The 20,343-nt window shown below is 32.0% G+C and carries 20 protein-coding genes; 13 read left to right on the forward strand and 7 right to left on the reverse strand.

Going from position 1 to position 20,343, the window contains the following annotated elements:
* Positions 1–14: 14 nt before the first annotated feature.
* The 4 genes from KW502_RS06560 to KW502_RS06575 are packed head-to-tail and all read right to left on the reverse strand — an operon-like array spanning position 15 to position 5,119.
* Positions 15–1,841 (reverse strand): ABC transporter ATP-binding protein, encoded by a 1,827-nt coding sequence (locus KW502_RS06560; protein WP_219039740.1) that lies wholly within the window; start codon positions 1,839–1,841, stop codon positions 15–17.
* 9 nt (positions 1,842–1,850) lie between these two features.
* Complete coding sequence (locus tag KW502_RS06565; RefSeq protein ID WP_219039741.1) at positions 1,851–3,566, reverse strand: phospho-sugar mutase; 1,716 nt, start codon at positions 3,564–3,566, stop codon at positions 1,851–1,853.
* A 52-nt stretch (positions 3,567–3,618) separates the two neighbouring features.
* Entirely contained in the window at positions 3,619–4,575 is a 957-nt protein-coding gene (locus tag KW502_RS06570; protein WP_219039742.1) for a glycosyltransferase family 2 protein, read from the reverse strand.
* A gap of 1 nt (position 4,576) precedes the next feature.
* Positions 4,577–5,119, reverse strand: a complete 543-nt coding sequence (locus KW502_RS06575; protein ID WP_219039743.1) for a DUF4199 domain-containing protein — start codon at positions 5,117–5,119, stop codon at positions 4,577–4,579.
* A 163-nt stretch (positions 5,120–5,282) separates the two neighbouring features.
* Between KW502_RS06575 and KW502_RS06580 the strand changes: the two genes are divergently transcribed.
* Positions 5,283–5,537: a type B 50S ribosomal protein L31 gene (locus KW502_RS06580; RefSeq protein WP_219039744.1), complete on the forward strand. Its 255-nt coding sequence runs from the start codon at positions 5,283–5,285 to the stop codon at positions 5,535–5,537.
* 225 nt (positions 5,538–5,762) lie between these two features.
* Here KW502_RS06580 and KW502_RS06585 read toward each other — a convergent pair whose 3' ends face one another.
* Positions 5,763–7,937 carry a T9SS type A sorting domain-containing protein gene (locus tag KW502_RS06585; protein ID WP_219039745.1) on the reverse strand — a complete coding sequence of 725 codons (2,175 nt, stop codon included), beginning with the start codon at positions 7,935–7,937 and terminating at the stop codon, positions 5,763–5,765.
* 117 nt (positions 7,938–8,054) lie between these two features.
* Between KW502_RS06585 and KW502_RS06590 the strand changes: the two genes are divergently transcribed.
* The 5 genes from KW502_RS06590 (at position 8,055) to KW502_RS06610 (ending at position 12,355) form a co-directional block, all read left to right on the forward strand.
* Positions 8,055–8,504, forward strand: coding sequence for a cytochrome c (locus KW502_RS06590; RefSeq protein ID WP_219039746.1), 450 nt, complete (start codon positions 8,055–8,057; stop codon positions 8,502–8,504).
* Positions 8,505–8,513: 9 nt separating this feature from the next.
* Positions 8,514–9,149: a Crp/Fnr family transcriptional regulator gene (locus KW502_RS06595; RefSeq protein ID WP_219039747.1), complete on the forward strand. Its 636-nt coding sequence runs from the start codon at positions 8,514–8,516 to the stop codon at positions 9,147–9,149.
* Positions 9,150–9,212: 63 nt separating this feature from the next.
* On the forward strand, positions 9,213–10,019 hold the full coding sequence (locus KW502_RS06600; protein ID WP_219039748.1) for a sulfite exporter TauE/SafE family protein: 807 nt from the start codon (positions 9,213–9,215) through the stop codon (positions 10,017–10,019).
* 96 nt (positions 10,020–10,115) lie between these two features.
* Positions 10,116–11,009, forward strand: coding sequence for a sterol desaturase family protein (locus tag KW502_RS06605; RefSeq protein ID WP_219039795.1), 894 nt, complete (start codon positions 10,116–10,118; stop codon positions 11,007–11,009).
* 11 nt (positions 11,010–11,020) lie between these two features.
* Positions 11,021–12,355, forward strand: a complete 1,335-nt coding sequence (locus KW502_RS06610) for an MBL fold metallo-hydrolase (protein ID WP_219039749.1) — start codon at positions 11,021–11,023, stop codon at positions 12,353–12,355.
* An 80-nt stretch (positions 12,356–12,435) separates the two neighbouring features.
* Here the strand turns inward: KW502_RS06610 and KW502_RS06615 are convergent, their stop codons facing one another.
* On the reverse strand, positions 12,436–12,861 hold the full coding sequence (locus KW502_RS06615) for a PepSY-like domain-containing protein (protein ID WP_219039750.1): 426 nt from the start codon (positions 12,859–12,861) through the stop codon (positions 12,436–12,438).
* A 170-nt stretch (positions 12,862–13,031) separates the two neighbouring features.
* Here KW502_RS06615 and KW502_RS06620 point away from each other — a divergent pair, with 170 nt between their 5' ends.
* Positions 13,032–13,583: a YeeE/YedE family protein gene (locus tag KW502_RS06620; protein ID WP_219039751.1), complete on the forward strand. Its 552-nt coding sequence runs from the start codon at positions 13,032–13,034 to the stop codon at positions 13,581–13,583.
* Between the two features lie 54 nt (positions 13,584–13,637).
* Positions 13,638–14,051, forward strand: a complete 414-nt coding sequence (locus KW502_RS06625) for a DUF6691 family protein (protein WP_219039752.1) — start codon at positions 13,638–13,640, stop codon at positions 14,049–14,051.
* Between the two features lie 22 nt (positions 14,052–14,073).
* Here KW502_RS06625 and KW502_RS06630 read toward each other — a convergent pair whose 3' ends face one another.
* Positions 14,074–14,229, reverse strand: coding sequence for a hypothetical protein (locus KW502_RS06630; protein WP_219039753.1), 156 nt, complete (start codon positions 14,227–14,229; stop codon positions 14,074–14,076).
* A 207-nt stretch (positions 14,230–14,436) separates the two neighbouring features.
* On the opposite strand from KW502_RS06630, the gene KW502_RS06635 reads away from it, so the two are divergent.
* The 5 genes from KW502_RS06635 to KW502_RS06655 all read left to right on the forward strand — a co-directional run bounded on the left by KW502_RS06635 (position 14,437) and on the right by KW502_RS06655 (position 20,301).
* Entirely contained in the window at positions 14,437–15,447 is a 1,011-nt protein-coding gene (locus KW502_RS06635; protein ID WP_219039754.1) for an NADP-dependent oxidoreductase, read from the forward strand.
* Between the two features lie 190 nt (positions 15,448–15,637).
* The gene (locus KW502_RS06640) at positions 15,638–16,123 is read left to right on the forward strand and encodes an acyl-CoA carboxylase biotin carboxyl carrier protein subunit (protein WP_219039755.1); all 486 of its coding nucleotides are present in this window, start codon (positions 15,638–15,640) and stop codon (positions 16,121–16,123) included.
* A gap of 115 nt (positions 16,124–16,238) precedes the next feature.
* The gene (accC, locus tag KW502_RS06645) at positions 16,239–17,684 is read left to right on the forward strand and encodes an acetyl-CoA carboxylase biotin carboxylase subunit (RefSeq protein WP_219039756.1); all 1,446 of its coding nucleotides are present in this window, start codon (positions 16,239–16,241) and stop codon (positions 17,682–17,684) included.
* Between the two features lie 67 nt (positions 17,685–17,751).
* Positions 17,752–19,296 (forward strand): acyl-CoA carboxylase subunit beta, encoded by a 1,545-nt coding sequence (locus KW502_RS06650; protein WP_219039757.1) that lies wholly within the window; start codon positions 17,752–17,754, stop codon positions 19,294–19,296.
* A 108-nt stretch (positions 19,297–19,404) separates the two neighbouring features.
* A complete protein-coding gene (locus tag KW502_RS06655; protein ID WP_219039758.1) occupies positions 19,405–20,301 on the forward strand; it encodes an NAD(P)-dependent oxidoreductase in 897 nt (298 codons plus the stop codon).
* Positions 20,302–20,343 lie beyond the last annotated feature (42 nt).

Raw genomic sequence — 20,343 nt, forward strand, 5'->3', positions numbered from 1 at the left:
ATGAGGATTAGCAACTACTCAAAAGATTGCATTTCAACTAAATTTTTATAGGTTCCGTTTAAAGCTAAGAGTTCATTGTGTTTACCCTGTTCTACAATTTCGCCACGTTGCATGACAATAATATTGTCTGCGTATTGTATGGTTGAAAGTCGGTGAGCAATAACAATAGAAGTTCTATTTTTCATCATATTCTCTAACGCCTTTTGTACTAGTTTTTCACTTTCTGTATCTAGCGCAGAAGTAGCTTCATCTAAAATCATAATTGGCGGATTTTTAAGTACCGCTCTAGCAATGGAAAGACGCTGTTTTTGTCCACCACTTAATTTGTTACCACTATCTCCAATATTAGTTTCTATACCTTTTGGTAAATCTGAAACAAACTCCCAAGCATTTGCAATTTTTAATGCTTCGATAATTTCTTGATCGCTAGCATCTTCTTTTGCCATTAAAATGTTATTCTTAATGGTGTCGTTAAATAGTATAGCGTCTTGAGTTACCATTCCCATTAAATTACGAAGACTGCTTTTAGTGATGTTTTTAATATTAATACCGTCAATTAAAATTTCGCCTTTTTGAATGTCGTAAAATCTTGTCACTAAGTTTGCAATGGTTGATTTACCGCTACCAGATTGCCCTACTAATGCAATGGTTTTTCCTTTAGGGACTTCTATATTAAAATTCTTTAACACATTGTGGTCTTCATATTTAAATGAAATATCTTTAATAAGAATTCCACTTTCAAAAGAATCTTTTACAATTGCGTTTTCAAGATTTTTAATGCTGTTTTCTGTTTCTAGCACACTTAAGACACGTTCTGCAGCCGCATTTCCTTTTTTAACTTCATAAGAAGCTTTACTAATGGCTTTTGCGGGTGTTAAAATATTATACGCCAATCCCATATAAGCAATAAAAGAAGCTCCATCTAGCGAGCCTTCTAAAATAACCATTCTACCACCATATAATAGTAAAATAGAAATGACAACGATCCCTAAAAATTCACTCACTGGAGAAGCTAAGTTTTTACGGTGCATTAAATCATTAGAAAATTTAAAATGTCGTTCTGTAGATTGCTGAAAAACTTGAGTAAATCTTGCTTCAGCATTAAAGGCCTTAATAATTTTTAAACCTGAAAGTGTTTCTTCTAAATTAGATAAAATATGACCATTTTCACGTTGAACTCGATCAGATTTCTTTTTTAATTGTTTACCGATTAAAGAAATAATATAACCTGAAACTGGAATAAAAATAAATACAAATAAGGTTAATTGCGGACTAATAATCACCATCATTATAATGGTGAAAATAATTGTTAGTGGTTCTTTTACGATTAATTCTAATACCGCTAGAAATGAGTTTTGAACCTCTTGCACATCAGAAGTCATTCTGGCTATAATATCTCCTTTTCTTTTTTCTGAATAAAATGAGATAGGGAGTTCTACAATTTTTTTATATAATTTATCTCTTAGGTCTTTTAATACACCATTTCTTAAAAAGGCAATAAAATATAAGCCCATATAATTGAAAAGATTTTTAAGCAAGAATAAACTAATAATTATTGCCACTAATACCGTTAAGGTGTAGACACCTCCTTTTTCTGCTGAAGTGGTGGTGATGTAGTAATTAGAATATTCATTAAAAAAATCGCCTAAGTGAACTAAGCCTTTATAAGCTGGAACTTCTTTTATAGGTTTAGCTTCTCCAAACATTACTTTAAGCATTGGTATTAGCGCCACCATAGATAGTGTGCTAAATAAAGCGTAAAATATGTTAGCAAATATGTTTAAAAATGCATACTTCTTATAAGGAAGTATAAATGGATAAATTTTCTTTATATATTTCATTAAGGCAACTTAAAAATCAAAGTGCGAAAGTACCGAATCAATTTTATTTTCCAATCTTTCTTTAGCAACTTTATAATCTGAAGTATCCTCAAGAGAATGATGAGTGCTTACGTAAAATTTAATTTTAGGTTCTGTACCACTGGGTCTAGCCGCTACTTTTGTGCCATCTTCTAAATAAAAGATAAGTACATTTGATTGCGGAATATTGATTGTACTCTTTTCATCCGTTTCTAAATTTGTTCTTTCTGAAGTTTGATAATCTTCAAAAGCAATCACTTTAGTACCATTAAAATCTGTAGGGGTATTGTTTCTTAAATCGCTAAGCATTTGCTGAATTTCTTCTGCTCCTGAAATTCCTTTTTTTACTAAAGAAATTAATTTCTCTTGGTAAACCCCGTGTTTTTTATAAAGTTCTAAAAGCTCTTGAAATATAGAACTATCTTTTTCTTTGGCTTGAGCGCCAATAGTACAGGCAAGTAGGGTAGCGGTAACGGCATCTTTATCTCTAACAAAATCGCCCACCATATAGCCAAAGCTTTCTTCGCCACCGCCAATAAAGGTTTGATTAGGAAAATCTTTAATCATTTTTGCAATCCACTTAAAACCGGTAAGTCCAAGTTTACATTCTACACCGTAGTGACTGGCTAACTTTTCCATCATTGGGGTAGAGACGATAGTCGAGGCGATAAATTCATCACCTTTAAAACCGTATTTAGCTTTATATTCTTTTAACAGAAAATCTGTCATTAAAACCATGGTTTGATTTCCGTTAAGTAAGCTCATTTTACCTTCATTGTCTCTAACGGCAATTCCTAATCGGTCACTATCTGGATCTGTACCAATTACCATATCTGCTTGCTTTTCATCGGCAAGTTTTAATGCCATTTTTAAAGCGTCGGGTTCTTCTGGATTGGGAGATTTTACGGTAGGGAAATTTCCGTTTGGTTCTGCTTGCTCTTCAACTATAAAAACATTGGTAAAACCTGCTTTTTCTAATACCTTCGGAATAAGTGTTATCGACGTTCCGTGTAATGGAGTGAATACAATTTTAAAATCATCTTTGGCTTTTCTAGAAACTTGAAAGTTTACATTTTTTAATGAAGCTTCAATAAAAGCTTGATCTACTTCTAGATCTATATATTCAATTAAATCTTCTTTGGCTTCAAATTTAATTTCATTGTAATCTAAGCTATTGATTACTTCAACTATTTCTTTATCTTGCGGTGGCACTAACTGCCCGCCATCTTCCCAATAAACTTTATAACCATTATATTCTGGAGGGTTGTGACTTGCGGTAAGTACAATACCACATTGGCAATCTAAATGTTTAACCGCAAAGCTGAGTTCTGGCGTAGGTCTTAAATCAGAGAAAATAAATACTTTAATTCCATTAGCAGAAAACACATTGGCTACGATTTGCGCTAATTCTTTACTGTTATTTCTACAGTCGTAAGCTATAGCGACTTTTATCTCTTTTTTGGGGAATTGTGCTTTTAAATAATTAGAAACCCCTTGAGTGTTTTTACCTAAGGTATACTTATTAATTCTGTTGGAGCCTATTCCCATAATGCCTCGCATACCACCAGTACCAAACGCTAAATCTTGATAAAAACTATCTTCTAGTTCTTTTTTATCGTTTTCAATTAAATGTTGTGTGTTTTTTCTTGTGGTTTCGTCAAAAACATCAGATAACCAATATTTAGCTTTAGATAAAATTTCTTCCATGATAATTTTTAGTTTGGTAGTGCAACAAAAATAAATAAAAATAGATGAAGCGCTAATGATTTAGCGTTTTGCTAACTTTATAACGTTCTGTTTTACGATTTGAGCGTAAGATTAATTCTGCAACAAAACCAGTTAAGAAAAATAGGGTTCCTATAATCATGACGGTAAGCGCAATATAAAACCAAGGGTTTTGAGTTACTAAAATATCTTGAATTTGATGATACAAGTGATAAAGTTTAGAAACACCTATGTATAATGCAGAAAGAAAACCTACAAAAAACATGAGAATACCTAAGCCGCCAAAAAGGTGCATAGGGTTTTTGCCAAACTTAGAAAGAAACCATATGGTTATTAAATCTAGCAAACCGTGTAAAAATCGTTCTGAGCCAAATTTTGTTTCGCCATACTTTCTGGCTTGATGTTTTACTTCTTTCTCTCTTATTTTAGTATATCCTGCATTTTTTGCTAAAAGCGGAATATAGCGATGCATCTCACCATAAACATCTATATTTTTTACAACTTCTAATCGATAAGCTTTTAGGCCGCAATTAAAATCGTGAAGCTCAAGTCCGGCTACTTTTCTAGCTGCTAAGTTGAACAGTTTAGAAGGTAAATTTTTAGTAATTACATTATCGTAGCGTTTCTTTTTCCAGCCAGAAACTATATCTAAATTATCTTTGGTGATGAGTTGGTAAAGTTCTGGAATTTCTTCAGGATTGTCTTGCAAGTCTGCATCCATGGTAATGACTACATCACCTTGAGCTATTAGAAAGCCCGCATGTAGAGCTTGTGATTTGCCGTAATTTTTTTTGAAATGTATAGCTTTTACTAAATGGTTGGTAGTAGCTAAATCTTCTATAATTTGCCAAGAATGATCCGTACTTCCGTCATTTATGAAAATAATCTCGTAGCTAAAAGAATGAGCTAGCATAACCTCTAAAATCCAATTATATAATTCTGGTAAAGATTTTTCTTCGTTGAGAAGTGGGATAACGATCGATAATTGCATGCTATTCTGTAATTTGCTTATTTTCTTTCAGCCCAAGTGATACTAAGAGACCTATTAATATATAGATAACTAAATTTGAGCATAATCCTAATATTTGATTTTTTAATGAAAACTGATTTTCTTGTGTCAATGTTTTAATTGAATTATTAATATCTTCTTGAGAAGCGCCAAAATTCTCCATAAAAGATTTGGTCATTTCTATGGTTTTAGCAAGAACAAAATCAGCTGCATTGGGATCTAAAATATTAAATATAAGGTAATTTGTAGCAGTGTAAATTAATAAACCAATTAAAATAATTATAAAATAAGAGGTGAAGGCTTTTTTATAAGTGTAAATTTCAGAAGAAGCTTTTTTACATTGGTATGAACCTATAATGGCAATAGATAGAATGATGACAAAAGTTAATATTCTCGTCCACCATTTGGTGAATAATTCTAAATAGAAAAAATAACTTACTATTGTCATTAAGGCCAATACAATTCCTAGAACAATTCCGTATTTACCGGCTAGTTTTTTTAGGTTAGGGATTACTTGATTGTTCATTCTATTGAATTTTTAGGGAATTAACGCACAAATATAGAAAAAGCTGTTCGAGCATTTTTAAAAACTTTTAATATTTCTTAAATTTGTACTCTAAATAGTTGTGAAATAATTTATTTTATATAAATTTGCACCTCTAAAATTATAAGGTTTAAAGCTAAAGAAGATGAAACAAGGAATCCATCCAGAAAATTATAGACTAGTAGCTTTTAAAGATATGTCTAACGAAGAAATCTTTATCACTAAGTCGACTGTTAATACAAAAGAAACTATTGATGTTGAAGGAACTGAATATCCATTAGTTAAATTGGAGATTTCTAGAACTTCTCATCCTTTTTATACAGGTAAGACAAAACTTATCGATTCAGCTGGTCGTATAGACAAGTTTAAAAACAAATATGCTAAGTTTAAAAAAGACTAAGTTCTTTTTAACTTCAAGATACTTAAAAACCCTTAGAAATAATTCTAAGGGTTTTTTTAGTTGAAATAAAGCTTGTGGGTTATTTATTCACTAGCTACTGTTAACTTATAAAGGTTTTGTAAAACTCTTAAGTCAGAATATAATTTAGTTATTACAGGAGAAAAAAAGCCTACTTATAAATTTATAAGTAGGCTTTTTTATGATTGTCAACAGAAAGTAGTACTGTTAATTCTTAATAATTTTAAACGTCTGTGAGCTATTTTTAGAATTCACTTTAATAAAATAAGCACCACTTGAAAGTGAGTTCATTTGAATTTGTTTTTCTTTAAGATGAATAGACTTGTTTTCAAATACTTTTCTTCCAGATAAATCGAAAACCTCAATAGAAGAAATTAAGTTTTCTGATGAAATATTTATATAAGAATTAGTTGGGTTTGGATATAACTGAACAGAATTTTTATTCAAACTTTGCGTAGATAGCGTACTTATACAGCTAAATTTAGCTTCCCAACCCGCTTCATTTTCATATTGATCTGATGTGAATTTAATAGTTATGGCACCTTCTAAATTTGTTGCTGTAAAACTTAAGTTTTGCGAGGTTAAATTACCTGATATATGATCACCGTTATTAAAAATTGGTGAAGAGGTAGAAGTACCATCATAAATTGTCATAAAGTCAAAATCTTCTTCCGTAAAAAATTCAAGAAATTCTAATTTCAATTTTTCATTAGAATTGGGAGGATAGAAGGTTTTAACCAAATTTTGGTCGTCTCCATAATTATTAGAAATACCACCTGTATCTACAAAATTTTCATCACTACAATAATCCCAATTACTTAGGTACATATAATTTCTGTAACCACCATCATTACTGTTAGAACAAATATTTGTCACATATATATCGTAATAAGTATTTGAAGATAAATTTTGAATATTAACTGTAGTAGAATTGGTTTGAACCCAATTTTGATTATTTGCATTATTTCCGTACGGGAAAAATAAATAATACCATTCTGAAGAAAAATTATCTATAATGTTAAGATCTGTAGAATTTTCATCTGAATTAGAAAACGTAATATTCTCAATAGAAGCAAAGCAAGAATTAATACAATCTGTTCCTAAGCAACTTTTACTATCTACGGTATTTCTTATTAATTGACTAGGTTGCACACCAAAACCATTGGCGAGGTTAATCCCCACATTAGTAAGATGACAATAACTCATAATAGTCCCTCCATTAGAAGGTATTGGGCCATTACAACCTTCATCGTAATCTGCTTGAGGACCGCATCCATCAATGGCAGTATCATTTCCATTCCAAGCACAAGCGTGTGTATGTGGAGAGCCAAAGGCGTGACCCATTTCATGAGTAGATGCGCCTACAGTCCAAGAATAAGTTGGTAGTTGATTATAAAATTGGTCTACCGCAGAATAAGCGTAATTTAAATTAGAACATAGAGAATTTGGGTAAGCAACACTAGTCGTTCTAGGTTGATTAATTAAGTGCGCTAAATCACCATTAAAAAAATTACGATAATTACTAAAATAAGTTAGATTATCTCCAAACTCACCATTATAAGGGTCGTCTTGAGTCCAAACCATTACTTCACTTAAAGCTATTGTTATGCCATCATTGGCATATAAAGTAGAAATATTATTATGAATTGCAGTTACCCAATTAATAGTTTGATTAATATCTGAGTTGTTTTGTAAATAAGGTTCATAAGCAACTTCATAATAAACTCTTACGCAATTTGTAGTGACCATTGAAGATTCTTGGTTTGTATTAAAGTTTCTTTGCACTGACCTTTCCATGTTCTTTTCAATTTCATCTAAACCACAAACAAAAGGATTTTCACCATGTAGATCATGCTCAGCATATACAATATATTGTTTGCTGTTTTTTAATCTTCCTATATTAATATTGCCTAATTCTAAAGAAGAAGCTAAACCGTAGACACTATGATTAAAAAAAGAAAAAGAAGCTATTGATTGTTGAGAGTTAGCAATAACCCCTCGGTAAAAGACCCCAGATTTATGAGAAATTTTTTGTTGATTATGATTAAAAGCGGTGAAATTTTCTTCTATAGAATTTTTTCTGTAAAGTTCAATCTCTACAGACCTTCCTTTAAAAGGGATTGATAACTTAACTAAAAGCGGTTTATTTTGATAAATATCATGGATAACGTTTTCGTTAATATCAAGAATTGAAGCTTCAAGAACAGACTTACTTATCTCTTTATTTAAATCTCCATTTCTTGTTTCTGAGAAAATATTATATTCAGTAAATTCGTAGTTGTTTTGATGATATATTTCAATATCTTTTTTTACTTTCGATTCATGTTGACCAAACGCAATGCAACTTAAAAAGAAGAAAATTATTTTTGTAAATTCTTTCATAATTGATTTTTTGAGGTTATGAAATTAATAAAATAAAAGTTAAAAGCATAGGTATTTTGTTTGTGTTTCGGGATATACGTTAATATTTATCTTGCGGTTTGAATTAATTTTAATTATATGAATAGATCAATATACCTACTTTTTGTTCTTGTTTTTTTTATTTCTTGTAAAAAACAAGAGAAATCTAAACAATCAAAAGCTGAAGAAAACGCTATAACAGTTATTAAAAAGACACCTTTACAAGAAAGTATTGCAAAAGGAAAATCTGTATACACTAATAACTGTGCTCAATGTCACTTGCCAACCGGAAAGGGAATCCCGAAAATCTATCCACCACTTAGAAAATCAAATTGGTTAACCAAAAAAAGAACTGAAAGTATTCACGCTGTAAAGTATGGCTTAAGTGGAGAAATTACCGTTAATGGTCAACCCTATGAAAATGTAATGACGCCTATGGGATTGTCTGATCAAGAAGTAGCCGATGTGTTAAATTACGTCATGAATATGTGGGGCAATAAGCAAGAAAAAATGCTTACTCCTGAAGAAGTATCTAACGTCGATAAATAAAATTCACTCATGGATTTTACAGCACTTCAAAAAAATTACGGTGATTTATTTCAGCCAGAATTAATTGAAGAAATTAAAAAAGTAGCCCTTTCAAAACAGGTGAAATCTGGAGAACAACTCATAAAGTCTGGTGATTATATTCGCTCGATGCCGCTTATCTTAAATGGCATTATAAAAATAATGCGTGAAGATGAAAATGGTGATGAGTTATTGCTTTATTTTTTAGAAAAAGGAGATACTTGTGCAATGACAATGGCTTGTTGTGTAGGGAATAAAAAAAGTGAAATTAAAGCGGTTGCCGAAACCGATGTAGATCTTTTAATGATACCTGTACAAAAAATGGAAGAATGGTCTTCTAATTTTAAAAGTTGGAGAAATTTTGTTTTTGATAGTTATCATCATCGTTTAATGGAAGTACTCCAGTCTATCGATCAAATTGCTTTTTCAAAATTAGACGATCGTTTAATTAATTACCTTCATCACAAGCAAAATATTTTTAAAAGTAATTTAATAGAAATTACACATCAAGAAATAGCTCGTGACTTAAATAGTTCGCGAGTTGTAATTTCTCGGTTATTGAAAAAGTTGGAAAATAAAAAAATGATTAAATTGAATAGAAATTCGATTAAAATAATAGCTATGTAACTTTTATTACGTTCAGCAGCCATTCTTTTACATAGTTTTGTGCTTATAATATATAAATTACAGATGTTAATTAGTATTTTAGGTTTTATAGCCGCATTAATTATAGGAATTGTTTTAGGGCTTACTGGTGGTGGTGGTTCTATATTAACAGTGCCAGTATTTGTCTACTTATTGGGTATAGATCCTGTATTGGCGACTGGTTATTCATTATTTGTAGTTGGTATTTCATCTGCATTTGGTGCAATTAAAAATCTACAAAAAGGCTTAGTAAATTTTGGTGCATCACTTGTCTTTGCTGTACCTGCGGTAATTGCAGTGTTTTCAACTAGAAAATTTATCATCTCAGCCATTCCTAATGTTATAATTAAAAATCAGCATATGTTGGTGACTAAAGATGCTGCCATTATGGTATTTTTTGCCATTCTTATGTTAGCAGCATCATTTTCGATGATTCTTAATAATAAAAGATTGGTCGCCCGAAAAATGTTAACTCAACCTAAAAAAACTAATTACTTAACTCTAGGAGCACTAGGATTATTTACGGGTTTGGTCACTGGTTTGGTAGGAGCAGGCGGCGGATTTATTATTGTACCAATATTAATTTTTCTAGCTAAACTTCCTATAAAAAAAGCAGCTGCAACTTCTTTGTTTATCATCGCATTAAACTCTTTAATTGGCTTTTTGGGAGATGCACTTCAAATAGAAATTGATTGGATGTTTTTATTGTCATTTTCAGCTTTTGCAGTTTTAGGAATATTGTTAGGGATTTCATTCAGTAAGTTTATAGATGGTGCTAAACTCAAAAAAGGATTCGGTTTTTTAGTATTAATAATGGGTATTTATATCTTTTATAAAGAAATGATGATGTAAGCTGAATATTGAAAAAATTGAATTAAATAAAGTAAATAAGGTTGCTCACACAAGTTTAGATATTGTGTATTTTTGTTCTCGATCAATTTAATAATGATAGAAAAGTATTTAAAGATAATAAACGATTCATTTTCGGGATATTTCACTTATTTAATAAATGAAATATCCAACCCGTCGTGGACTAATTATTTTTATTGGCTCATCGCTTTATCATTATTGGTTTGGGTATTCGAAATACTAATTCCTTGGCGTAAAAATCAACCCGTATTTAGAAAAGGTTTTTGGTTAGATAGTTTTTATATTCTATTTAATTTCTTTCTCTTCTCTCTAGTGGGCTACAATGCTATTTCTAATGTTGGAGTCGAATTGTTTAATGATTTTTTAGCGCTATTTGATATTGAGAATATTGTTGCTATTGAATTAGAAAACTTTCCGATCTGGGCGCAACTTTTAATTATGTTTGTAGTTGCAGATTTTATTCAATGGAATGTTCATCGCCACTTACACAAGCAACCCTTTCTGTGGAAGTTTCATAAAGTACACCATAGCGTAAAACAAATGGGTTTTGCCGCACAATTTCGATTTCACTTTATGGAGACGATTATATATAAAAGTGTACAATATATACCACTAGCCATGATTGGTTTTGGTATAGAACAATTTTTTATAATACATATGTTTTCCGTCTTTGTTGGGCATTTAAACCACGCAAATTTAGGCTGGAGTTATGGTTGGTTTGGTTATATTTTTAACAATCCAAAAATGCATATATGGCACCATGCTAAAGATTTACCAGAAGGCAGACCTTATGGAATGAATTACGGATTAAGTTTAAGCATTTGGGATTATTTGTTTAGAACGGCTTATATTCCCAAAAACGGAAAAAATATAAAATTAGGTTTTGAAGGTGATGAAAATTTCCCAAAGAAATTTTTGGAGCAGTTAAAGTATCCTTTTCTAGATCAACAAAAAATACAGAAAAAAACATAAAATCTTTTTAGATGAATATAAAACAATTTAACGATAAAGCTTTAGCACATTATAGCTATGCAATCGTTTCCGAAGGAAAAATGGCAGTGGTAGATCCTGCAAGAAACCCAATGCCGTATTACCAATATGCAGAAGAAAATAATGCTAAGATCGTCGCTGTTTTAGAAACTCACCCGCACGCAGATTTTGTGAGTAGTCATTATCAAATTCATCAAGAAACTGGCGCTAGCATATATGTGAGTAAATTGTTAGGCGCAGATTATCCGCACCAATCTTTTGATGATGGAGACCATTTTATAATGGGAAACATTAAGTTTTCTGCTATTAACTCTCCTGGACATTCGCCAGATAGTATTACTATTCTAGCAGAAGCAGAAGATGAAAAAGCATTATTTACGGGAGATACTTTATTTATTGGTAATGTTGGGAGACCAGATTTACGAGAAAAAGCAGGTAATATGCATGCTAAGCGTGAAGAATTAGCGAAGCAAATGTATTACACCATAAAAGATAAATTTACTCATCTACCTAATGAAACTTTAGTTTATCCAGCACACGGAGCAGGTTCGCTATGTGGTAAAAATATGAGTGATGCTTCCTCTTCAACTTTAGGAAATGAACGAGTGAGCAATTGGGCATTTAAAGAACAGACCGAAGAAGAATTTGTGAATGAGATTTTAAGTGATCAACCTATGATTCCTTATTACTTTGGTTTTGATGTAGATACCAATAAAAAAGGAGCTGATAATTTTTCAAAAAGTATTGGCGAAGTACCATTATTGCTAAATGTAGAAGAAGTAGAAGAAGGAGTGATGATCATAGATATTAGAGCTCAACAAGAATTTAAGGAGAATTATCTGTTAGGAAGTATAAACATTCAAGGAATTAGATCACCACAAAAGTTAGAAACTTGGTTAGGTGCAATTGTTCAACCTAAAGAAGCATTTTATTTAGTAGTACCTACTGTAGAAATGGCAGAAACTACTTTAAGTAGGGTGGCAAGTATTGGTTATGAAAAGCAATTAAAAGCTGTTATAACGCTATCATCAGCATTAGCTTCCATCGAAAAAATCAATTTAGAAGAATTCAAAAATAATATAGATAACTATACCATTGTCGATATTAGAAATGTGGTAGAGGTTGTTAAAAAGAAACCTTTTAAAAATTCTATTAATATCCCATTACATGAATTAAGAGAGAGAGCTAACGAAGTGCCTACAGATAAACCAATTGTTGTGCATTGCGCTGCAGGTTATAGAAGCGCTGTAGGAAGTAGTATTCTTAAACGAGAACTTAAAAATATGACAGTTTTAGATTTAAGCGATGCAATTAAATATTTTATGTAAAGAATAATTAACTTATTGAATAAGAAAAAGCCAAACCACATTGAGTAGTTTGGCTTTTTTAATTTTAACTATGGACTAATTTATAAATTTTTATTTTTCAAAAAATTTCCATCGAGGTCAAAAATTAATTCGGCGCCACTTTTCATTTCAATTTGATGACTATCATCGTCCATTTTCCAATTAGTAACATAATCGTTTTTATAACGATTTTCTAAAAAGTACTTCATTTTTTTAGGCAATAACTCATAAGGAACTTTTTCATCTCCTTTAATTTGAGTAGGTTTCCCACTTTCATCAAAATCTATTTTAGTACCATTTTTAAATTTTACCTGATAACTGTCTTCACCAGAATTTGGTTCTGCATTAACTTTATCAATTTCATGAGTAGAATAACTCATTTCTATAATATGCAAAGCATTTGATGGTAACTTATCTAAATTTTCTTGTGCGTGAGTGTAAGCAAACATCATTAAACTTAATACTCCAGAAATTATCCATTTTTTCATCATCATAATTTTTATTATTTCTATTTCAAAACTAAAAACTAGAAATGTGTTTCTTATTAAGGTTTTGTGAATTTAATTAAGCTTAACATTATTGCTAAACTCATATTAAGTAACCTTGGTTACAGATATAGTTAAATGAATTATTCATATTTGTAGTAAAATAATGACTAATGAATTGGATTTTTGAACCTTGGCCTTGGTATATTGGCGGGCCAGCAATTGGTATTTTTATGTTGGTGCTTTTAAGTATGGGTAAGCAATTTGGAATGTCTTCTAATTTAAGAACGATATGCAGTATCGCTGGAGCAGGAAAAGTAACTAAATTTTTCAATTTTAATTGGAAAGCCCAACGATGGAATTTAACTCTAATGATTGGTGCAGCACTTGGCGGCTTTATTGCTGCCAACTATTTATCAGCTAATACTGTTCAAATAAATGAAAGTTTGCTGCCACAACTTCAAGCTTACGGAATTAATAGTGCCGGCAAAGCATATTTACCTACCGAGATTTTCGCAGTAGAAAATTTACATCTAAAAAATATACTTATTCTCTTAGGTGGCGGTCTGTTAGTGGGCTTTGGCGCACGTTATGCTGGTGGTTGTACCTCAGGTCACGGCATTTCGGGATTAAGCAATCTTCAGCTACCTTCATTAATAGCTATTGTTGGTTTTTTTATTGGCGGCTTGGTCATGATTCATCTTTTCTATCCACTTATTTTTTAAAATAATTTTAAAATGTCACCTCGAGCGGAGTCGAGAGATTCAAAATATTATAAAATGAAAACTATAATTTATTTATTGCTAGGAAGTCTTTTCGGCATCATTATGTATAAGTCTGAAGCCGCATCATGGTTTAGAATTTATGAGATGTTTAATTTCGCTAGCTTTCATATGTATGGCATTATGGGTTCTGCTGTTGCAGTAGGACTAATTGGCGTGCAAATCATGAAAAAGAAAAAAATAAAAGCTATTGATGGTTCAGAGTTATCGCTTCAGCCTAAAGAAAAAAGTATTTACCGTTACTTATTTGGCGGAATCATTTTCGGACTAGGCTGGGCACTTGCCGGAGCTTGCCCAGGACCAATGTATACCTTAGCTGGTGTAGGTTATATTTCAATTTTATTAGTTATCGCCGGAGCTATTTTAGGAACTTTTATTTACGGTATTCTTCGAAAATATTTACCGCATTAATTTTATTTCGGATATGAGTTAATTATTTTTTTTCTAATTGGTGCCACATAAATAATAAACTTGTACCGCTAATAAATCCTATCAAGCTTGTAGTGGTATCTTTACCTGTAATTAAAAAATAACCACAGCATAAAATCCCAGCCATTCCAATAATGAAAAATAAATGATTTTGTTTCATACTAATAGTTTTAATTATTTCTCTATTTGACATAGATTTCGGTTCTTAGTTACATAATTTAAAAAATAATATTTTCTATTAGAAGATTCTGTATAATTATTTACTTACATTTTTTAGTTAAAATCATATTTAAAATATGGATTGTCTTTTATTTAATAACTTCTTAACGGCTTATGCAATTGCATTTTTTTACATTTAAAATAAAAAATGAAAACGCAAAGTATTCTATTAAAACAACGTCCTGAAAAAACTCCACAAAATTCTGATTTTGAGTTTAAAGAAGAAGAAGTAAGTACCCCAAAATCTAACGAAGTACTTTTAAAATCTATTTATATTTCTGTAGATCCTTATTTAAGAGGAAGAATGCGCGATGTAGAATCGTACATAGAGCCCTTTCAATTGAACGAGCCTATCACTTCTGCAATTATTGCCAAGGTAGAAAAATCTGAACATGAAAATTTTAAAGAAGGCGATTATGTACTTGGCCATTTAGCTTGGAAAGAATACCAAGTAGCCAAAGGAGAAAACCTTCGAAAAGTAGATCCCAAACAAGCTAATCTTTCTGCTTATTTGGGCATTTTAGGGATGACGGGCTTAACGGCTTATTTTGGATTAACTGAAATTGGAGCACCTAAAGAAGGAGAGACAGTGCTCGTTTCTGGAGCTGCAGGTGCTGTAGGAAGTACTGTCGGGCAAATTGCAAAAATTTACGGTTGTAAAACTATTGGTATTGCTGGGTCTGATGAAAAAATTGATTTGATAAAAGGTAAATTTAATTATGATGAAGGTATCAATTATAAGACTACAGACAATATGAAAGAGGCCATTTCTAAAGCTGCAACAAATGGTATTGATGTGTATTACGATAATGTTGGTGGAGAAATTTTAGATGCAACTCTTCAAAATATCAATAGAAATGGTAGAGTAATTAATTGTGGAGCTATCTCTCAATACAATAAAGATGAAACTGCTACCGGACCAAGAGTAGAAGGTATATTAATTAAAAAAAGTGTAAAGATGCAAGGCTTTACGTTGCAAAACGATTTTGGAGAAAAATTTAATGAAGGCACAAAAAAATTAGCACAATGGCTTCAAGAGGGAAAGCTAAATTACGAAGAGACAATTAGAGAAGGTTTTGAGAAGGTACCACAAGCATTTATAGATTTATTTTCTGGTGAAAATAAAGGTAAAATGGTGGTAAAAGTAGCTGAAGAATAATCTACCTAATATTAAAAACTATTATTTATCCCAAAACAAGCTCGATGTTTTGGGATTTTTTGTAAAAAGTTCAATCCAAATAATTTTAATTAGAAGAGTTTGTTTTATTATAAAATCAAATTCATAAATAATGAATATTAATTTTATATATTTATAATATGATCAAAATAAGTCTATTTTATTTATCAATATGAATCAAAATTATAAAGTAAAAGTAAATAATGATATCGAGCTAGAGTTTAAGTTAGATGAAATTAAAAAGCTAGATATCCAACCACTTCCTAATAAAACATACCATCTGCTAAAAGACCATCAATCATTTAAAGCAGAAATTATAAAAAGTGATTTCCTCAATCGAAAATATACCGTAAAAATTAACTCTAATCATTACGAAATCGATATCGCTAGTCAGCTTGATTTGCTTATTAAAGAAATGGGTTTATTGCTAGGTAATGCTCAAAAAGTAAATGATATTAAAGCACCAATGCCTGGCTTAATCTTAGAGATAAATGTAAAAGAAGGAGATACGGTAAAAGAAGGCGATTACCTTTTGGTGTTAGAAGCTATGAAAATGGAGAACGCTCTAACCGCACCAAGAGATGCCATCATTAAATCGATAAGCATCGAAAAGGGACAAACGGTAGAGAAAAATCAACTATTAATTGAAATGGAATAAAACTCAAGTCATCAAATTTTAGAAACTGTCAGCTGGAGCGGAGTAGAAATACATAGAACATTAATTTTTAATAAACGCTAAATAGATAGCTGAAGAGAAAAAATTGCAATTCAAAATGAAAAAAATATTAGTTGCCAATAGAGGAGAAATTGCTTTACGTATAATGAAATCTGCTCAGAAAATGGGCATCAAAACCGTAGCTATTTATTCCACGGCAGATAGAAACGCGCCACACGTTAAATTTGCAGATGAAGCTGTATGTGTAGGAGAAGCACCGTCTAACCAATCATATCTACTAGGAGATAAAATTATAGAAACCGCCAAGCGTTTAAATGTAGATGGTATTCATCCGGGGTACGGATTCTTAAGTGAAAACGCAAAATTTGCAAAAGCAGTTACCGAAAGCGGAATCAAATTTATTGGTCCTAAACCTCACGCCATAGAAATTATGGGCAGTAAGCTTGCCGCTAAAGATGCGGTAAAAGCTTACAATATACCTATGGTTCCAGGCATAGACGAAGCCATTACCGATACCGAAAAGGCTAAAAAAATAGGAAAGGAAATTGGTTTTCCTATTTTAATTAAAGCTTCTGCTGGTGGGGGTGGTAAAGGAATGCGTGTAGTTGAAAAAGAAGAAGAACTAGAAGAACAAATGAAGCGTGCGATTAGCGAAGCTGAATCTGCTTTTGGTGATGGTTCTGTTTTTATCGAAAAATACGTGGCTTCACCACGACATATAGAAATACAAATTTTAGCCGATGAACACGGGAATACCGTTCACCTTTTTGAGAGAGAATGTAGCATACAGCGTCGTCATCAAAAAGTGGTAGAAGAAGCTCCTTCGGTAGTGTTGGATGAAGCTTTGAGAAAAGAGATGGGAGAAGCAGCTGTTCGTGTAGCTAAAGCCTGCGATTATGTGGGGGCAGGAACGGTAGAATTTTTATTCGATGAACATAGAAATTTTTATTTTTTAGAAATGAATACGCGCTTACAGGTAGAACATCCCGTAACCGAATTAATCACAGGAATCGATCTCGTAGAAGAGCAAATTAAAGTCGCGCGTGGTGAAAAACTCAGTTTTATGCAAGAAGATCTAACTATAAAAGGTCACGCTTTAGAATTAAGAGTTTACGCCGAAGATCCTTTAGACGATTTTATGCCGAGCGTAGGTAAATTAGAGAAATATGTAATTCCTGATGGCGAAAATATTCGTTTAGATAATGGTTTTGAAGAAGGAATGGAGGTGCCTATTTACTACGATCCAATGCTATCTAAATTAGTTACCTATGGGAAGAGTAGAGAAGAAGCGATTCAGTTAATGATTAAAGCGATTGATGCTTATCAAATTGAGGGCGTCTCTACCACATTAGCATTCGGGAAATTTGTTTGTGAACACGAAGCTTTCCGCAGCGGAAATTTTGATACTCATTTTGTGAGAAATTATTATTCTGCCGAGAAGCTTCAATCTAAAACAGAAGAAGAGGCAAGGTTAGCAGCTATTATAGCTTTAAGACAATATTTAAAAGATCAAGAGCAGTTGCGTTTACCTATTACAGAATAGTAAAATTGTCATCAAGAGCAAAGTCGAAAGGTATTTATCGTTAAAATATGCTATCAAAATAAAATAAATGAGTCAAAAAAATATAGATCAGCTTCAAGAAAAAGTAAAACTAGCCCATTTAGGAGGTGGTGAGAAGCGAATTGAAAAACAACACGCAAAGAAAAAATTAACAGCCAGAGAACGCGTAGATTATTTACTAGACGAAGGTTCTTTTGAAGAAATAGGAATTTTAGTTACCCATCGTACGACAGAGTTCGGAATGGATAAACAGAAAATCTATGGCGATGGTGTGATTACTGGTTATGGTACGATTAATGGTAGATTGGTTTACATATTCGCTCAAGATTTTACGGTTTTTGGAGGTTCACTTTCAGAAACTCACGCCGAAAAAATTTGTAAAATAATGGATTTAGCGGTAAAAGTTGGGGCGCCAATGATTGGTTTAAATGATTCTGGAGGAGCTCGAATTCAGGAAGGTGTGCGTTCGTTGGGCGGATATGCAGATATTTTTCATCGTAATGTGAAATCTTCTGGAGTAATTCCGCAAATTTCTGCAATTATGGGACCTTGTGCCGGTGGTGCAGTATATTCTCCAGCGATGACAGATTTTACGCTAATGGTGCAAGATACTAGTTATATGTTTGTCACAGGGCCTAACGTGGTTAAAACGGTGACCAACGAAGAGGTTACTTCTGAAGAGCTGGGTGGAGCGAGTACACATTCTACCAAATCTGGAGTCACACACCGAGTAGCAATTAACGATATTGCTTGCTTAGAAGATATTAAAAAGATGATTGGCTATATGCCACAAAATAACAAAAAACCTCCTGAAAAATTACCTTACCAGTTGGGAGATGAGCTTCGCCCAAAATTAGATGAATTAATTCCAGATAGTGCCAATAAGCCTTACGATATGCACGAGGTGATTAACGGAATTATAGATGAAGATTCATTTTTTGAAATTCATAAAGATTATGCCAATAATATTATTGTTGGTTTTGCACGTTTAGGCGGAAGAAGTATTGGTATTGTTGCCAACCAACCTATGAGTTTAGCAGGGGTTTTAGATGTAGACTCTTCCAAAAAAGCAGCACGTTTTACCCGTTTTTGCGATTGTTTCAACATTCCTTTATTAGTATTGGTAGATGTACCTGGATTTCTGCCAGGAACCGATCAAGAGTGGAATGGTATTATTTTAAACGGTGCTAAACTTTTATATGCATTAAGTGAAGCTACCGTGCCAAAAGTTACTGTCATTACTCGTAAAGCTTACGGTGGAGCTTATGATGTAATGAATTCTAAACATATTGGAGCCGATTTGAACTTTGCTTGGCCAAGTGCAGAAATTGCAGTGATGGGGGCTAAAGGAGCTAGCGAAATTATTTTTAGAAAAGAGATTAGTGAAGCAAGTGATAGTGAAAAGAAATTAGCCGAAAAAGAAACAGAATATGCAGAATTATTTGCCAATCCGTTTGAAGCCGCAAAACGTGGTTTTATTGATGAAGTGATTATGCCACACGATACACGTCGAAAATTATTAAAAGGCTTTAGTATGTTAGAACATAAAAAAGTATTACGGCCAGACCGTAAACACGGCAATATACCATTGTAATTTTAATATGATGGTTATGTTGAAACTTATTCCGTATCTTATTTAAATAATTATTAAAATTTTCAAAAACCGATGAGCTGTTCTTCATCGGTTTTTTATTTTAAGCAAATGAGAAAATTTAAAAAGCTAGTCGTTGTAGATGAAACGAAAATGAATACGGAAGCATTAGACCGATTAAATGAATATGCAGAAAATGTTGAGGTTTATCATGATCAACCTTCGTTTGATGAGTTGAAAAATAGGGTTAAAGATACCGAAGCAATTATCGTTTCTTGGCAGACTGAAATCTCAAAAGAAATTATTGATGCAGCCACAAGTCTTAAATACATAGGAATGGCTTGTTCGCTATATGATAATGAATCTGCCAACGTAGCTGTCGATTATGCTGAAAAGAAAAATATTGAGGTGACAGGTATTTTTGATTATGGTGATCCTGGTGTAATTGAGTTTATAATTTCAGGATTAATACAACTTTTACATGGTTTTGGAGAACACCAATGGCAAGAAAATCCGGTAGAATTAAGCGGTAGAAAAATAGGGATAATAGGTTTAGGTACCACAGGACAACTATTAGCAAAAGCTTTAATAAGCTTAAATGTTGAGGTTTTTTATTTCAGTAGAACTCGAAAGCCCGAATTTGAAAATGATCAATTACAATATTTAGAATTAAATGATTTGCTAAACACTTGTGAGATTATCTCAATACACCTTCCTAAAAATACGGTCTTATTAAATGAGAAAGAATTTAAGGAGTTTGGAGAAAATAAAATTTTAATCAATACTTCATTAGGTTTAGTATTTGAGCTAAGTTCTTTTGAAAATTGGTTAAAGTTGAGTAATAATTACACAATTGTAGATGGAGATGCCACAACTTCACTTCCACAGTCATTAAAAAATACAAAAAACCTAATAAACCACCAAAAAAGTGCGGGCTGGTCTAAAGAAACCCAAGAACGTCTGTCTGTTAAAGTATTAGAAAACATTAAGCAATTTAAAAACCGTTAAAGTAAGTTAAGATATTCTGATTTTTTGTCATTCCAAATTAAT

It is taken from the genome of Mesonia aestuariivivens (assembly GCF_019311235.1).
Classification (GTDB): Bacteria; Bacteroidota; Bacteroidia; order Flavobacteriales; family Flavobacteriaceae; genus Mesonia; species Mesonia aestuariivivens.

What these genes read in the sequence shown, in the direction of transcription:
- KW502_RS06630 (WP_219039753.1), bottom strand. Translation starts at nt 14,229, where the DNA reads ATGAAACAAAATCATTTATTTTTCATTATTGGAATGGCTGGGATTTTA.
- KW502_RS06580 (WP_219039744.1), top strand. Translation starts at nt 5,283, where the DNA reads ATGAAACAAGGAATCCATCCAGAAAATTATAGACTAGTAGCTTTTAAA.
- KW502_RS06575 (WP_219039743.1), bottom strand. Translation starts at nt 5,119, where the DNA reads ATGAACAATCAAGTAATCCCTAACCTAAAAAAACTAGCCGGTAAATAC.
- KW502_RS06640 (WP_219039755.1), top strand. Translation starts at nt 15,638, where the DNA reads ATGAATCAAAATTATAAAGTAAAAGTAAATAATGATATCGAGCTAGAG.
- KW502_RS06565 (WP_219039741.1), bottom strand. Translation starts at nt 3,566, where the DNA reads ATGGAAGAAATTTTATCTAAAGCTAAATATTGGTTATCTGATGTTTTT.
- KW502_RS06650 (WP_219039757.1), top strand. Translation starts at nt 17,752, where the DNA reads ATGAGTCAAAAAAATATAGATCAGCTTCAAGAAAAAGTAAAACTAGCC.
- KW502_RS06625 (WP_219039752.1), top strand. Translation starts at nt 13,638, where the DNA reads ATGAAAACTATAATTTATTTATTGCTAGGAAGTCTTTTCGGCATCATT.
- KW502_RS06570 (WP_219039742.1), bottom strand. Translation starts at nt 4,575, where the DNA reads ATGCAATTATCGATCGTTATCCCACTTCTCAACGAAGAAAAATCTTTA.
- KW502_RS06590 (WP_219039746.1), top strand. Translation starts at nt 8,055, where the DNA reads ATGAATAGATCAATATACCTACTTTTTGTTCTTGTTTTTTTTATTTCT.
- KW502_RS06600 (WP_219039748.1), top strand. Translation starts at nt 9,213, where the DNA reads ATGTTAATTAGTATTTTAGGTTTTATAGCCGCATTAATTATAGGAATT.
- KW502_RS06615 (WP_219039750.1), bottom strand. Translation starts at nt 12,861, where the DNA reads ATGAAAAAATGGATAATTTCTGGAGTATTAAGTTTAATGATGTTTGCT.
- KW502_RS06635 (WP_219039754.1), top strand. Translation starts at nt 14,437, where the DNA reads ATGAAAACGCAAAGTATTCTATTAAAACAACGTCCTGAAAAAACTCCA.
- KW502_RS06610 (WP_219039749.1), top strand. Translation starts at nt 11,021, where the DNA reads ATGAATATAAAACAATTTAACGATAAAGCTTTAGCACATTATAGCTAT.
- KW502_RS06655 (WP_219039758.1), top strand. Translation starts at nt 19,405, where the DNA reads ATGAGAAAATTTAAAAAGCTAGTCGTTGTAGATGAAACGAAAATGAAT.
- KW502_RS06595 (WP_219039747.1), top strand. Translation starts at nt 8,514, where the DNA reads ATGGATTTTACAGCACTTCAAAAAAATTACGGTGATTTATTTCAGCCA.
- accC (WP_219039756.1), top strand. Translation starts at nt 16,239, where the DNA reads ATGAAAAAAATATTAGTTGCCAATAGAGGAGAAATTGCTTTACGTATA.
- KW502_RS06620 (WP_219039751.1), top strand. Translation starts at nt 13,032, where the DNA reads ATGAATTGGATTTTTGAACCTTGGCCTTGGTATATTGGCGGGCCAGCA.
- KW502_RS06585 (WP_219039745.1), bottom strand. Translation starts at nt 7,937, where the DNA reads ATGAAAGAATTTACAAAAATAATTTTCTTCTTTTTAAGTTGCATTGCG.
- KW502_RS06560 (WP_219039740.1), bottom strand. Translation starts at nt 1,841, where the DNA reads ATGAAATATATAAAGAAAATTTATCCATTTATACTTCCTTATAAGAAG.